Source organism: Acidiluteibacter sp. (genome assembly GCF_055129545.1).
Genome location: NZ_JBSRUB010000027.1, coordinates 113,784 through 129,483, shown reverse-complemented (window position 1 = coordinate 129,483; position 15,700 = coordinate 113,784). Strand labels below are relative to the sequence as shown.

General features: G+C 35.2%; 11 protein-coding genes. 5 read left to right on the top strand and 6 right to left on the bottom strand.

Annotated elements, in window-relative coordinates; translation table 11 throughout:
• From ACTB0X_RS14455 to ACTB0X_RS14445, 3 genes are all read left to right on the top strand, one after another.
• Positions 1–246, top strand: coding sequence for a DUF6952 family protein (locus tag ACTB0X_RS14455; protein WP_463025760.1), 246 nt, complete (start codon positions 1–3; stop codon positions 244–246).
• A gap of 15 nt (positions 247–261) precedes the next feature.
• Positions 262–4,809: a T9SS type B sorting domain-containing protein gene (locus ACTB0X_RS14450; RefSeq protein WP_463025759.1), complete on the top strand. Its 4,548-nt coding sequence runs from the start codon at positions 262–264 to the stop codon at positions 4,807–4,809.
• A 254-nt stretch (positions 4,810–5,063) separates the two neighbouring features.
• Positions 5,064–7,628 (top strand): Kelch repeat-containing protein, encoded by a 2,565-nt coding sequence (locus ACTB0X_RS14445; RefSeq protein WP_463025758.1) that lies wholly within the window; start codon positions 5,064–5,066, stop codon positions 7,626–7,628.
• Positions 7,629–7,685: 57 nt separating this feature from the next.
• Here ACTB0X_RS14445 and ACTB0X_RS14440 read toward each other — a convergent pair whose 3' ends face one another.
• The 3 genes from ACTB0X_RS14440 to ACTB0X_RS14430 all read right to left on the bottom strand — a co-directional run bounded on the left by ACTB0X_RS14440 (position 7,686) and on the right by ACTB0X_RS14430 (position 9,880).
• Positions 7,686–8,318, bottom strand: a complete 633-nt coding sequence (locus tag ACTB0X_RS14440; protein WP_463025757.1) for a peroxiredoxin — start codon at positions 8,316–8,318, stop codon at positions 7,686–7,688.
• A gap of 101 nt (positions 8,319–8,419) precedes the next feature.
• The gene (locus tag ACTB0X_RS14435) at positions 8,420–9,142 is read right to left on the bottom strand and encodes a ZIP family metal transporter (RefSeq protein ID WP_463025756.1); all 723 of its coding nucleotides are present in this window, start codon (positions 9,140–9,142) and stop codon (positions 8,420–8,422) included.
• Positions 9,143–9,880: a class I SAM-dependent methyltransferase gene (locus ACTB0X_RS14430; protein ID WP_463025755.1), complete on the bottom strand. Its 738-nt coding sequence runs from the start codon at positions 9,878–9,880 to the stop codon at positions 9,143–9,145.
• Between the two features lie 247 nt (positions 9,881–10,127).
• Between ACTB0X_RS14430 and ACTB0X_RS14425 the strand changes: the two genes are divergently transcribed.
• Together ACTB0X_RS14425 and ACTB0X_RS14420 are read left to right on the top strand one after the other, a co-directional pair.
• Positions 10,128–10,679: a SiaB family protein kinase gene (locus ACTB0X_RS14425; RefSeq protein WP_463025754.1), complete on the top strand. Its 552-nt coding sequence runs from the start codon at positions 10,128–10,130 to the stop codon at positions 10,677–10,679.
• Between the two features lie 12 nt (positions 10,680–10,691).
• The gene (locus ACTB0X_RS14420) at positions 10,692–11,072 is read left to right on the top strand and encodes a DUF1987 domain-containing protein (protein ID WP_463025753.1); all 381 of its coding nucleotides are present in this window, start codon (positions 10,692–10,694) and stop codon (positions 11,070–11,072) included.
• Positions 11,073–11,152: 80 nt separating this feature from the next.
• Here ACTB0X_RS14420 and ACTB0X_RS14415 read toward each other — a convergent pair whose 3' ends face one another.
• From ACTB0X_RS14415 to ACTB0X_RS14405, 3 genes are all read right to left on the bottom strand, one after another.
• Positions 11,153–14,224, bottom strand: coding sequence for an ATP-binding cassette domain-containing protein (locus ACTB0X_RS14415; protein WP_463025752.1), 3,072 nt, complete (start codon positions 14,222–14,224; stop codon positions 11,153–11,155).
• 104 nt (positions 14,225–14,328) lie between these two features.
• Positions 14,329–14,646, bottom strand: coding sequence for a hypothetical protein (locus ACTB0X_RS14410; RefSeq protein WP_463025751.1), 318 nt, complete (start codon positions 14,644–14,646; stop codon positions 14,329–14,331).
• A 125-nt stretch (positions 14,647–14,771) separates the two neighbouring features.
• Positions 14,772–15,698 carry a hypothetical protein gene (locus ACTB0X_RS14405; protein ID WP_463025750.1) on the bottom strand — a complete coding sequence of 309 codons (927 nt, stop codon included), beginning with the start codon at positions 15,696–15,698 and terminating at the stop codon, positions 14,772–14,774.
• Positions 15,699–15,700 lie beyond the last annotated feature (2 nt).

The following is a 15,700-nucleotide window of genomic DNA, read 5'->3' as shown; positions in this document are numbered from 1 at the left end:
ATGAAGATTCCAATAATAAAAAAACTAGTAGAAAATCACACACTAAGTGAACTAGAAAGCGCAGAAAATGCTATTTTAGAGGAAAATAAACCTGAAATAGTAGTAGAAGGTGATGATGAAGGAGAGCAGCTTACACATGTGATGGCAGCAATCTGGATTCAAAACGAGATGCAAAAGGAAAATATCCCATTTCCAAAAGCTTTGCGAGCTTATACTCAGAAAGTCAGAGTTTCTATCGGAGGGTAGGTATTATATAAGCTTATGAAATTAAAATTACTCCTGTTCTCATTATCCTTTTTTTTGGTTTCTACCTTGCTGGTAGCTCAAAGATGGAATCAAGAAGTTAGTCCTACTTTTTCAGCTAGAAAAAATCCTGTTTCATTCGTTATTGGAAATACAGCATATTTAGGCACAGGTTTTAATGGAAGTTATTTGAATGATTTTGAATCATATAATTCTGTAACTAAAACTTGGTCGACTATAGCCCCTATTCCCGGAGCAGGAAGGGAAGCAGCAATCGCATTTGAAATAGGCGGCGATGGTTATGTTGGGTTAGGATGGAGTACCAGTGGTGGGTCTTCAAATAGCTCAATGTATAAATATAACCCAACTTTAAATAGTTGGACATTAGTGGCTCCTTATCCGGGATCCGGAGGTAGGGCTTCTTTCTGTGTAGTGCACAATGGAGAAGCATATATTGGTGCAGGAGGGCAAGGGAGCGCATCTCTTCATAGAGACTTATGGAAGTATAATCCGATTTCAAACACTTGGACTTCTCTGGGCAATTTTCCTTTCACCAATAGAACTGGGGGTGAAGCTTTTAGTTTAGGAGGATTTCTTTATTTTGGATTTGGACACAATAACTCTGTTGATTATAAAGATATTTGGAGATATAATCCTAATAATAGTACTTGGTTACAGATTAATTCATTTCCCGGAGTTCCAAGATTGCAGCCAATATCTTTCGTCATAAACGGAACCGCCTATGTTGGGGGTGGTCATCGACTATCTGGTGCTGTGTTAAATGACTACTATGAGTTTAACCCTGCATTAAATACATGGACTACCTTGTGTAATTTTCCAGGAGTTGGCCGTTCCAATGCTACTGGATTTGTTGCGGATAACCAGGGTTTTGTTTTTGCGGGAAGGGCCGGAGGTACAAATTATTTGAAAGATCTATGGAGTTATTTTCCTTTAACTTCAACTTATATGGATACCGTATTGTGTGGGTCTCAAAGTCTTTTTGTTGATAAACTAATTCTTGGAGGAACCTATTTGTGGAAAAACAACTCCACTTTGGCGACACAAACTATAACCCAGCCTGGCATCTATTGGGTGGATGTAGTTGTGAATGGATGTACAGTTAGAGATTCCATTGAAGTATTTTATTTTCCAACCCCGGCTATTAATCTAGGAAATGATACTTCTCTCTGTATAGGTGAGACATTACTTCTTGATGCCACCATAGCAGGTGGAAGCTACGGTTGGAAAAACAACTCCACATTGGCAACGCAAACAATCACTCAAGCTGGGATTTATTGGGTAGATGTGACAGTGAATGGATGTACTACTCGAGATTCTATTACAGTAACTTATTTACCAAATCCAATTGTGGATTTAGGAAATGATACTATTTTCTGCGATAACAGTTCACTTTTTTTAGATGCCACTACTGCAGGTGGAACCTATCTATGGCAAGATAATTCAACATTATCAACTTTTACAATTACCCAAACTGGAATTTATTGGGTCGATGTAACAGTGAATGGTTGCACTACTAGAGATTCAATATCGGTGACATACGCCACTCCACCAAATATAAATCTTGGTAATGATACTAGTATATACAACAACAGTGTATTAAATTTAGATGTGACTACCATTGGTGGGACTTATCTGTGGCAAGATAATTCAACTTTGGGAACTTTTACTGTAACTCAGGCCGGTGTTTATTGGGTTGATGTAACTTTAAATGGATGTACAACAAGAGATTCTATAATAGTTAATTATGTCCCAAATTCAAATACAATCTCAGGGATCATAAATGAATATGCAAAAGTAACTCAGATAATTTCTTCGCCATGTAGTGATACATTAGTTGTTTCTGATACAACGGGGTTTAGTCAAATTGATAACCTTTTAATTATTCAGATGCAAGGGGCTACAATTAATTCATCTAACACGAGTACTTATGGTGATATTATAAGTTTAAATGATGCAGGAAACTATGAATTTGCAAAAATTCGATCAGTTGGAAGTAATTTTATAGTTATCTCTGGAAGCCTAACCAAAAGTTATTCGACAGCTTCATCAGTTCAGGTCGTTACGATACCAACTTTTTCTAAAGTGAATGTTAGTAATCGGTTAACTGCAAAGAAATGGGATGGTAACGAAGGTGGAATTTTAGCATTAGATGTTATTGATACCTTAATTTTAAATGGAAATATTGAGTTAGAGTCATGCGGTTTTAGGAAAGGATTAACTTATTCAGGAGCGGGTTATTCATTCAGTTCTAGCAGCTGTGGCAGAACAAATTACTTTGCACCACTTGGAAACTTTAATGGTGGCGAGAAAGGTGAAGGGATTACTATTAATCCAATTATACAGAATTATGGAAGGGGACATGTCGCTAATGGTGGCGGTGGTGGTAATAGTCATAATTCTGGCGGAGGAGGAGGTAGCAATGCAGGATTTGGAGGGAAAGGAGGAAATGAATTCTCTAATTGTCCTAGTCCAGCTGCAATTGGCGGGATTGGTGGAGAAATTTTACCATATACTTTATCTTCAACCAAAGTGTTTTTAGGTGGTGGTGGAGGTGGAGGTGACTCTAATGGTCCAAATGGCTCTGATGGAGGAGCAGGAGGAGGAATCATTTTTCTAAAATCAAATGTTGTAATAGCCAATAATAAAACCATTTCAAGTAATGGAGAATCTGCTGGAAGTTCTGGTAGTGATGGAGCTGGAGGTGGAGGAGCAGGAGGTGCTATAATGCTTGATTTTTCAATAGTTCAAGGAACTCTTATCGTGAGCGCAAATGGAGGAGATGGAGGAGATATGACTAATGGAGGTTCTTGTGTTGGTACCGGAGGTGGAGGTAGTGGTGGATATATTAAGTATTCAAATTCATCGATACTAGGAAATACTAATATGAGTTCTTCAGGTGGACTTGGTGGGATCGCTACAAGTCCATTAGTATCTTGTTTTAACACAAACTATGGTAGTACTTCAGGCACCAACGGAGCTATACAATCTAACTTAAGTACTTTATTTACTTATACCAGTACACAGCCATTTTTAGTCTCTCTTGGGAATGATACGATTCTTTGTAATAATGATCCACTTTTGTTTGATGTGACTACTTCAGGTGGATCCTATCTTTGGCAGGATAATTCTACTCTTGGAACCTTTACAGTAACTCAAACAGGAACTTATTGGGTAGATGTGACAGTAAATGGCTGTACCATTAGAGATTCAATTAATGTGAAGTATAGTATTCCTATTGTAAATCTCGGAAACGATACCACTTTATGCGCTGGTGAGACATTACTTCTTGATGCCACCACAGCAGGTGGAAGTTACGGTTGGAAAAACAATTCCACATTAGCAACGCAAATAATCACTCAAGCCGGAATTTATTGGGTCGATGTGACAGTGAATGGCTGTACTACTCGAGATTCTATTACAGTAACCTATTTTCCAAATCCAATAGTGGATTTAGGAAATGATACTAACTTCTGCGATAATAGTGCACTTTTATTAGTTGCCACTAATGCAGGAGGAGCTTACCTATGGCAAGACAATTCTACACTTGGAACTTTTACAGTGACTCAAACCGGAATTTATTGGGTAGATGTGACGGTGAATGGTTGTACTACTCGAGATTCTATCGAAGTGACTTATTTCACGCCACCTTTAGTTAATCTCGGAAACGACACCGCTTTGTGTTTAGGTGAGACTTTACTTCTTGATGCCACTATTGCAGGCGGAAGCTACGGTTGGAAAAATAATTCCACTTTAGCAACGCAAACAATCACTCAAGCTGGAATTTATTGGGTCGATGTGACAGTGAATGGATGTACTACTCGAGATTCTATTACAGTAACTTATTTACCAAATCCAATTGTGGATTTAGGAAATGACACTTTACTCTGTAAAAATGAGGTACTCACACTAGATGTAACTGCTATCGGAGCATCATACTTATGGAGTAATGATTCGGTTAACCCTATTCAATCTTTTGTGCAATCGAGTTCAATTTGGGTGGATGTTACGGCGAACGGATGTACGACCCGAGATACGATTAATCTAAAATATATTGATGTGCCTTTCTTGAACTTTATGGATACCATATTGTGCGCAAATGAGAGGTTATTATTGGATGCCTTTAATGAGGAGTCAGTTTATTTATGGCAAGATGGAAGTTCGGACTCCAAGTATAATATTAATAAAGATGGAATCTACTTTGTTCAAGTATCTAATCAATGTGGAACTATCTCTGATACTGCGCAAGTTCAATTTATAGAATGTGATTGTTTTGATAATGTATCGAATGTTTTTAGTCCAAATGATGATGGAGTGAATGATGTTTTTGAAACGAACATAGATTGTCCAATTACCACTTTTAAAATGAATATTTTTAATCGTTGGGGAGAAAATGTTTATACAACAGAAAATCAATATATATACTGGGATGGCAGAATTGGAGGTTATAAAGCACCTACGGGAACTTACTTTTATATCATTGAATACACTAACCCTTATTCACAAAGTAGATTTACATACAACGGAACGTTAACTTTAGTGAGATAAATTCATTTCTCTAGTTTTTATTTTTTTACTAGTGGACGCTTTCTTGTTGTGATACGTCTTAATTTTAGCACATAATTTAGACTTAATTGTTAAGTTTAAGAAATTGAGAAACAACAAAGATCTAATTAAATCGTTTTACCAAATCAATGCCTAATCGGAGCCTTGCATATCTAATTTTTATTGTCCATCTCTTTATTGGATTGAATTCTTATGGGCAATCATGGATTACTAGGACAGTTTATCCTGGGAATGGGATGAGAAGTAGTACAGGTTTTGATATTGGTAATAAAGGATATATAGTAAATGGATCAAATGGTGTGACCAATTCTACCCAACTATGGGAGTATGACAATATCACTAATGGTTGGACTCAAAAAGCTAATTTCCCGGGCACAGGACGAAGATTAGGAACTTCTTTTACAATTGGAACTGATGCTTACGTTGGTTTAGGTTGGAATGGTGCTGTGACCTACACGAACATGTATAAATATAATTCATTAACTGATACTTGGAGTCAAATTGCAGACTATCCGGGAGTTGGTGGTGCAGGAGCAAAGGCAACTTCCGTGAATGGTCTTGGATATGTAATTGGGGGGAATCAGTCCGGAGTTGGACCATTTAATGAGTTTTATGAATACAATCCGGCTACAAACACTTGGCGACAAATAAATAACTTTCCAATAGGTGCAAGGAGCGAGGGAATAGCCGAAGCCATCGGAAATGAAATTTATATTGGTTTGGGCCATAATTATATTAATGATTTTGATGACCTTTGGAAATATAACCCTGTTACAAATACTTGGGTTCAACTGGCTAGCTTGCCCGGTCCTGGAAGATTAAACGCCATGTCATTTGTCGTAAATAGTGAATTAGTCACAGGAGGAGGATATCAATTGGGATCAGGGTTAGACCAGGGAGACTACTATCGTTATTTTCCTGCACAAAATACTTGGCAATCGATCTGCGGTTTTACTTCAGGAGACCGTTCAAATGCTTCGGCTTTTGTAATAGGTAATCTCGGTTATGTAATCGGAGGTTGGAGAAGCAATAATATTAGGTCAATGTTTCAATATACTTCACCAGTAACTTTGAATACTGATACATTTTATTGTGAAGGATCTATTTTAGATCTGAACGTTAGAAAAGCGGGTTATTCTTATCAATGGTTTGATAACACTACATCTCCTAATTATCAGATAAGTCAACCTGGAATTTATTGGGTAGCCTACGATAGAGGAGGGTGCAAATCAAGAGAGAATTTTAATGTGACTGAAAGACCTGCTCCCAAAGTTAATTTAGGTGTTGATACTGTCTTCTGTAGTCAGATCCCTTATGTTTTAGATGCAACCCAAACGAATAATGTTTCAACATACTCGTGGCAAGATAATTCAAAAGGTTCCACCTTTTCTGTGACTAACACGGGAATTTATTGGGTAGATGTGACCACAAACGGTTGTACCGTTCGTGACTCTGTTTCCATCACATACAATCAAAGTCCAACGGTGACATTAGGTGGCGATAAAGTGATTTGTGATGGAGATCAAATGGTTTTAGATGTTACTTACGCTGGTGCCACTTATTTGTGGAATGACAATTCAACTTCACCTACTTTATCAATCTCAGAAGGAGGAATTTATTGGGTGGAGGTTACAGCAGATGGCTGTACCACCAAGGATACAGTGACTGTAACTAAGTATAACAAGCCCGTTATAGATTTGGGAAACGACACTACAGTTTGTAATCAACGAGCAATAACTCTTGATTCGAAAATTACGACAAATGGCGCCACCTTTAAATGGCAAGATGGGTCAACTAACTCTACTTTATCTGTCAATAAAACCGGAGAATATTGGGTGGAGGTAACTTTGGGAACATGTGTGGCAAGAGATACGATAGGAGTAACTTACAGCGAAATTTCCTCCATTTCACTTGGAGAGGATAAAATAGAGTGTGAGGGTGATGAGGTTATTTATGATGTCACCTTTGCAGGAGCTACCTATTTGTGGCAAGATAATTCTTCACAACCGATATATACAATTACTAAATCAGGACTTTATTGGGTAAAGGTTTCTAAAGATGGTTGCGTAAAAGTAGATTCTGTTAATATTATTTTTTCCACGACTCCTACTGTTGATTTTGGAAATGATACATTAATCTGTAGTACAGATTCTTTAATACTAGATGCTACTTTTTCGAATGCATCGTATCGTTGGCAAGATGGTTCAAGAAATGCGAAACTCCTTGTTGTAAAGACAGGTAATTATTCGGTTACAGCAAATGTTGGACGATGCGCCGCAGCAGATACCATAAATGTGACATTTATTAAAGCACCTAAGTTAAATTTTGGGGAAGATAAGGTCATGTGTTTTGGAGATGACCATGTAATATATTTGGCTCCTAATTATGTGGATTATTTGTGGCAAGATGGCTCTGAAAAGTCGAGATATATTATAGAAGATCCTGGGACCTATTCTGTATATGCATCTAATATTTGCGGAACTGATTCAGATACAATTCGGATTGATTATAGAAATTGTGAATGTGATATTTTTATGCCCAATGCGTTTTCTCCTAATGGTGATGGTCATAATGAACAGTTTGGAACCACTTATGAATGTGATTATGTCAATTATAAGTTTCAAGTTTATAACCGTTGGGGGCAATTGTTATTTGAAACAAGAGATCAAAATCAGAAATGGGATGGAACTTTTGGTGGTAAAATATCACCTCCCGGAAATTATGTTTATTCGATTAAATACAGTTTGAAACCAGACGGACTGTTTGAAGAATTCTCAGGAAGTTTTCTACTAATTCGATAAATACCCGCATAAAAAAAGTCCTAACTCGAAAGTTAGGACTCATTATCTATTTTATATTTAGTTGGCTGATAAGTATGAAGCAACACCGTCATGAGTTGCATTCATTCCTTCTTTTCCTTTTGACCAGTTCGCTGGACAAACTTCACCTTTTTCTTCAAAAAACTGCAATGAATCAACCATTCTTATGGCCTCATCAACATTTCTACCTAAAGGTAAGTCGTTTACGATCTGATGCTTTACGATTCCTTCTTTATCGATTAAGAATAAACCTCTGTAAGCTACCATTTCGCCGTGAGCCATCATTTGACCTTCGTCATTGTAGTCCCATTCTCCAGCTAAAACATCAAAGTTTGTGGCTATCGTTTTGTTTGTATCTGCAATGATTGGGTAAGTTACTCCTTGAATACCACCATTGTCTTTAGCTACCTGCAACCACCCCCAGTGAGACATCTCTGTGTCAGTAGAACAAGCAACAACTGCTGTATTTCTATCTTCGAACTCTTTTAATTTTGCTTGAAATGCATGTAATTCAGTGGGACAAACGAAAGTAAAATCTTTAGGATAAAAGAATAATACAACATGCTTTTTCCCTAAATACTGATCCAATGAAAAATTCTCTACTATTTCTTCACCATTTACAACTGCACTTGCTGAAATGTGAGGTGCTTTTTTTCCGACTAATACTGCCATTTTATATTGTTTTTATGATTTATTTTTATTGACAACAAAGTTAACTAATGAGGGTTCTAAATGAAAGAAAAAAAACTTAAAAATCTTTAATAAACAAGAGTTTAATAGGTCGCTATTATGGCCAGTATAGCTCCGACTAAAATACTTACTATTTTCATTTTACTGAATTTATGATTTTCGCTGGTCTCTAATAAAATGGTAGTTGCAATATGCAATAAAATTCCAACTGCAAGCGCCATTAGGTATGGAAATAGATTGGCAAATTGGTCGTTGTGGCTCAACCAATGGCCTAGATATCCGCCCAAGGGAGCCATCAAGGAAAAGATTATTAGTGCGATGACTACATTTATTTTTTTGATTTGATTGGCCAATAAAAGGCTAGCTAAAACAATAGAGATTGGAATTTTATGTAGTAATATGCCAATCAAAAGTGGAGACACTTCGTGGCTATGATCCCCTTCATGAAAATGAAAGGCAGGTGCTGCTTCAACAAATGCATGGAAGCACAAACTCAAGAAAACCAAAAAAGGAAATTTTTTCACATGGTTGTGATGAACATGCATATGCCCATGCTCAATGCCACCCGAAAAGTAATCGAGTAGCAATTGCATAAAAAATCCAATTAAGAGGAATAAACTGACTTCTTTTGGAGCATTTGTAAATAACTCAGGAAGCAAGTGAAGAAAACAAATGGCCATTAAAAAAGCACCACTAAAAGAAAGTAAAAGCTTAATGTTTTTTGTGCCATTTGGTTTAAACCAAACCATTGCGATTCCGCTAATTGCAGAACTTAAAAACAAAAGAAGAACAGCCCATGTAGTCATTTAATTGATTTTTTTACAAATTAATATTAATCGATCAGAATTGTTTTCTTCAAATTGTTCAAGGTGGTAATTTCCAAAGGTATGTAGAATCTCTAACCCTGATTCATTTAAATACTCTTGAAATTGGGAGAGCCTGATATCTTTAACATATTCTGTAAAATGATACTGCTCGTCCTCATCAGAAAATTCGATTTCTTTTGTGATATAACCTTTAGCAAGAAACTTATTAATGTTAAATGTGATACCTTCTATAGTCTTCTCCTCTTTGACTGGTAAATTAGAAATGACTTTTTTAACATTCAGAAAGTCAATAACCAAATAACCATTGTTGACTAAATTGCCGGCCATGGATTGAATCGCTTTTTTATTTTCAGCCTCGTTCTCAAAGTATCCAAAGCTAGTAAATAGATTTAACGCAACATCAAAATAGCCTGGTTTGAAGACTTCTCGCATGTCATGACGCGCAAAATGAAGGCTCGAACTTTCATCTTTTTGAGCATATACAATACTTTCGGCGGATAAATCAATACCTGTGACATCAAATCCCAGTGTGCTGATAAATTTAGAGTGACGGCCCTTCCCACAGGCGATGTCAATTATCCTTAACCCGCGTTTAAGGGAAAATCGATCTATTAATCGTTGAATAAAAAGATGTGCTTCTTCCTCATCACGACTTTGGTAAAGTAAGTGATAATAGGGAGAGTCAAACCAATCTTTAAACCATTCTTTATTTATCATATTAAGCCTTTATTTGGATCAATTTAGGAACGCAAAAGTAAATAAACTAGATTCACAAGGTCTCCTAATTTTAACATTTAAGGGATTATTATTTTTTTTGAAATAATAATAGGTTATTTACTTAAATTTATTTTTTTTTGTGTCACAATATGCATTATATTAGCACTGTAAATAATTGCTGTATTGCGATTGTTGTTTTTCAGCAAAAAGTTGAGAAATTTATTATGAAGTAGCACACCTAGTTGGGATGGATATAGACTTGTACAACTTTTATAGCCTTATGAAACAAGACGATATAATATTGTCTTACAAAGGCGACGTTTCCTCAGAGTTAGTGACATCAGTGTTGCAGATTGTAGAATCTAAGATGGATAAATTAGATGAACCATCGAAGATTAGAAAGAAAGTCTATAATGTATTGGTAGAAGCTTTGCAAAATCTTTATCATCATATCTCTGAAAATCCTGGTTTAGTAGGAAATGAAGACGTTTCTTCAGTCATATTTGTGATTGGAAAATCAGAGGAGTCTTATTTAATATGTACAGGAAACTACATGGATAACAATCATGTGGATGGTTTAAGAGAAAGAATTGATAAAATTAATTCTCTAGAGCCTGATGAACTCAAAGATTTTTATAAGGAAGTACTGAATAACGGAATGATGTCAGAGAAAGGTGGCGGTGGTCTTGGAATGATAGACATCGCTCGAAAGTCTGCTCACAAATTAGAATATGATTTTAAAAAATTAGACGATAAATATACGTTCTATAGCCTTTTGGTTAAGATTGGAGAATATTAAAAAGTAGAGAAAATGGAAAATTTAACAATAGAGGGTACACCAAAAACCCCAACAATTGAATTTAGTTTAGAGGAAGGTTCATTATTAATCAAAGGCCGTTCAATTCCTGAAAATTCTATTGAATTTTATAAGCCGCTAATTGATAAATTAGAAGAATACTCAAGTACTCCTAAACAAAGTACTTCAGTTCGGATTCAATTAGAGTATTTTAATACCAGTTCATCTAAATGTATTTTGGATGTGTTTAAAAAGTTAGAAAAAATCAATAGCGGTGGCAGTGAGACGGTGATTAACTGGTATTACGAAGAAGACGATGAAGATATGTTAGAAGCAGGTGAAGATTACCAAGCGATCATTAACATTCCTTTTAAAATGGTAGAAATGGAAGAGTAATACTCTTCTAATTTAAAACACAAAAAAAGCTCCTTAATAAATTGTTTTAAGGAGCTTTTTCTGTGGGTAAAAGTTTGGTGCTACTTGGCGAATTTAACTTTTGAGAATTGCTTTTCTATCCAATCTAACAGGTGTTTCAATAAATCAAAATATAGAGTGATGGCTAAACCAATTGAGAAAAGCCAGATCACTAAAAGGTTTGCAGAAAAGGTAGTTATTTTCTGTCCAAAAAGCTCTTTTGATGGAGCGAAAAAATGAGCTCTAAATCCATCTGGATCTTTAAATACAGGATTGGAATGTTGAACCAATTTATTATTCCACTCAATAATTTTATTCAAATCATTTTTATTAGTTACCAAGTCAGTTAATGATTCATTGGTATAGTCATCCTTTAATTTTATAAATGCCTCTCGATCCTCATCTGTTTTATTTAAGGCTACAACAATTTTATCTTTTTCTGAAGTTAGTTTATTGTATTGGTCAATAAATAAATCATTCAGTTCGGTTAAATACTCTTTTAATAGCTCGATTGTAGGGCCATCAATTTGCTCAATACTTAGTTTGTCAAGATTCGAAAATATATTTTCAGGAACTAGTTTTTGAACCTTTATGACTTCATTTTTTAATAATTCAATGCCGCTGATAACTTCTTCTCTTTTAGTTTTATCTGCTAGGTTTCTTTCTACGAAGTTTACCTTTTCCTTCATTCTACCCATCCAAAAATTCTTCTTGAATCCGTAAGTTTTCAACTCTTTATCAGCGTAATAGAAGTTTTTATTGAATTTGTTATTTTTAAATTGATTAACAGCAAGTGCTTCAAAAGCCCATTTACTCACCATAATGTCTCCGCTCCATGGGACTTTGTTTTGTATTGTGATAGTAGGATTTAGCTTTTCGAATTTTACAATCACCCCACTTAAAATCAATTGTGGAATCACCAGAAAAGGAATCAAAATGTAAATAGTGACTGCCGAATTAAAGGCTGAGGAGATATTCAGTCCTAACATATTGGCAAAGCAGGATGTGGAGAAAAGAATCAACCAATAATCAAAATACATTCCTTGAATTTCTAAGATTGAGTTTCCTACTAAAACGAAACTGAGCGTTTGAATTGCAGAAACAATGAACATGATACTGATCTTAGAAAATAAATAACTTCCCTTACTTAAGTTCAAAAACTTTTCCCGTTTTCTAATTTTTTGATCACGGATAATTTCTTCTGCGGCCACTGTTAGTCCCATAAATAAAGCAACAATTACCGACATAAAAATATAAGCGGTGATGTTTTCATTTTCTCTAAATATGTAACCAGTATTTAAAGCGGCATCTACATTTTTATACTTCACAATAAACGCAAGAATAAAAGCTAGAATTGGAGCCTCTAAAAAGTTGATCAACAAGTATTGCTTGTTGGTCAGTTTACTTAGAATGTCTCGCTTTAAAAATACTTTAAACTGCTTGAAAAGAGAGGGTATCTTGAAAGTAATGACTGGGTTTTCAGTATTTTTGATAGCAGCTAATGGTCCGCCTTCATTCTTTTCTTTATAACTTTCTTGCCATTCAGGAGGCGAGGTTTTTCTACTATCTGTTAGATTTCCATATTCATCAATTACCTTGGATTCTATTATATTAAAAATCTGTTCAGGGTTTACATTTCCACATTCCCCGCACTCACTTTCCGATTTATTGGCTTGATTGGCCAATGTTTTAAAATAAATAATGGCATCAACAGGATTTCCATTGTAAATTAAATAACCACCCGTGTCTAAGATGAGTAGTTTGTCAAACATTTTAAAGATGTCTGAAGATGGTTGGTGAATGACCACAAAGATTAACTTTCCTCTTAATGAAAGTTCCTTTAGTAGATCCATGATGTTTTCAGAATCTCTTGAAGATAGACCAGAAGTAGGTTCATCAACAAAAAGTACTGCTGGCTCTCGAATCAACTCCAAAGCTATGTTTACTCTCTTTCGCTGACCACCGGAAATGGTTTTATCCATTGGGCTACCAACTTTTAAATCTTTGGTTTCATATAGTCCGAGTGAATTAAGGACTTTAATCACCATTCTAATTAATTGCTTCTCGGATAAATTTCCGAAACACAACTTTGCATTAAAAAATAAGTTTTGAAATACGGTTAACTCTTCAATTAATAAATCGTCCTGAGAAACATAGCCAATAACCCCTTCAATTTTCTCTTTATTTTCAGGGTCATTGATATCAAAACCATTGATTCTAACTGCACCAGTTGTTGGTGCGTAATTTCCATTCAATACATTTAGTAGTGTGGATTTTCCAGCACCACTGGCACCCATAATTCCAATCAACCCACCTGACTCTTCTTGAAATGACATTGGATGAAGTCCAATGTTGCCATTTTTAAATTGAAACGTAAGGTTATCAGCTGTAAAAGTTGTAAGCTCCTCATTGGTGTCTGACAAAAACTTACTAATAATATCACTGTAATAGATGGTAGATAATTTACTTCCTCTTAGTGCTGATCCTTGGTTGAGGATGTAAATCTTATAAGGAAGAATAATCTGTCCATTTAACTGTAATTCTGATGTTCCTAAATATTTTACAAAGAGCATTCTGACACTCTTTACAAAAAGGATTCTCAATTTTCCATTTAGCCCTTCAGCTTGAATAAACTTGGTTTTTGAATTGGCCTCTGGAGCTTGGCTTCCTACTATTAGGAAATCTTCAGAATCTATGGAGTGATCAACATCTGACTCAATAAAGGACTTACAACGCTTATATTCTTCGGGCTCTATATTAAATGTATCTGCAACTGTATCTACAAATTCTAATGCTTGTGGCACTACATCTTCATCAAGATAAACGAACTCTAATAATTTAAGGAGTACAAATATCTTTTGTTTTTGAGTCAACTCCTTATTGATTTGCGTACAAATCACCAATACTTTTACAGAGTTAACTGAGGTTCTTTTTCTTGCTTTAGATCCGTCTTTTTTTCTGCTTTGTTGTTCAACAAATTCATCAAAAACCTCAAGGTATTTATTGACTAGTTCTTGATTGAGTTGTTGCTTCAAAAAGAAAGCAACAAAGTCTCTACCTAGTTTATTGTCTTCTCCAACATTTGCCACAATTGCAAATAGTTGCATTAATGCTTTTAGTATCCGTTCACTCATTTTGTTGATTTAAATCGAGGCCCATTTGACGCTATGAAAATAATAAAAAAAAGGCCTTGAAACTAATTATTCAAGACCTTCATTTTTAAAAGTTTGGTTTTATACTAGGGTTTAAATCCTACTAGTAAAACAGCACATCCGGAACCTAGTTTGTCTAGATTAAGATTTCCTTCTACTATAATATCCAGTGTGTTGGTTACTTTGAAATCCCAATATGGGCTGATGGCGTGATCTTTATTTGAGAAAATAGGATTTCTATCCTTATCGTAAACAGAGAAAATCAAATTACCTTCGCTTAAGCCACTGCAAGCAGCAAACCGATATGTACTGTTACCATATAAAGTCAAGTGAAATTCTGCTGTTTCTTCTTCAATTAATAGCGCACGATACTCTTGTCCATCAGAAAGGTAATTCTTAGCCATGTTTTTTTCGCAGATAGTTGCAATAGTATCACATTGGGCAAAAGAATTGAATTGACTGCCAACAGTTAGAAGAAGAAAAAATATAAGAGATCTTAGCGATTGATTGTTCATCGAGTTTGTATTCATTATAAAGTGATATTATTTCTGATGCTTGAGATTTTGTCTGAAATATTTTTCAAAGTTTCAGCACTCATTTCTATTTTTGATACACTAGTGATTGTCGTTGTTTTGTTTTCTACGTCAGTGATTGGCTCTTTATATTCGTAACCGTAATTTACATCTTTATAAATGTCTTTTAATTCTTGTAAACTTCCTAGTAATTGTGTGACGTCCTCCGTAGGTTCAATGGTTAACAATAATTTCATTAAGTTTTCCAATGTAATTTTTTGTTCTCCAATACGGTCGATTACTTTTTGATTTCCTGAACTATTAGAAATTTTTGTTGCGAAATGCAAAGTTTCAATCCATCCCCCGGCTAGGATTAATACACCCAATTGTTCCTGTTGATTTTTCTTTAAAAATTGGTCGGTTGATTTAAATGCATCAGAAACTAAACTCAATAGAGAATCTCTATTGCCAATATTTTTCTCAAAACGAGCCAATATTTTTGCATCAAAAATATTAGCAATTCCTAAATCTGTAGCCAAACTTTTTGTTGCCGCTAAGTAAGAAATAGAAGATTGTGTTTGATCAAAAATAGTCACATATCCTAAGTCTGCTCCATAGATTCCAAGATTTATAGCTCTTTTTGTTGACGTAGTATATTTTGAAATATTAGTGGTCGGATTCAAAACTGAACCATCAAAGGCTGTTCCTGCATCTTTTAAAAGCAATGCAGTCTGAATCGGAGAAGGAATACTGAAAACTTTTCCTTCAATTTCAAACATTGTTCCACTGTTTTTATCTTTGGGTTGTTCTTGTTCTTCTTTTACTTCGGCTTTCTGTTCGCCTTCAGCACAAGAGGCTATAGAAAGAACTAATCCAAGAGTGATTACAGCAAATGTTGTTCTAAGTGCTCCATTAGTGATGTTGCCAAGGGAAGTGTTTTGCATAA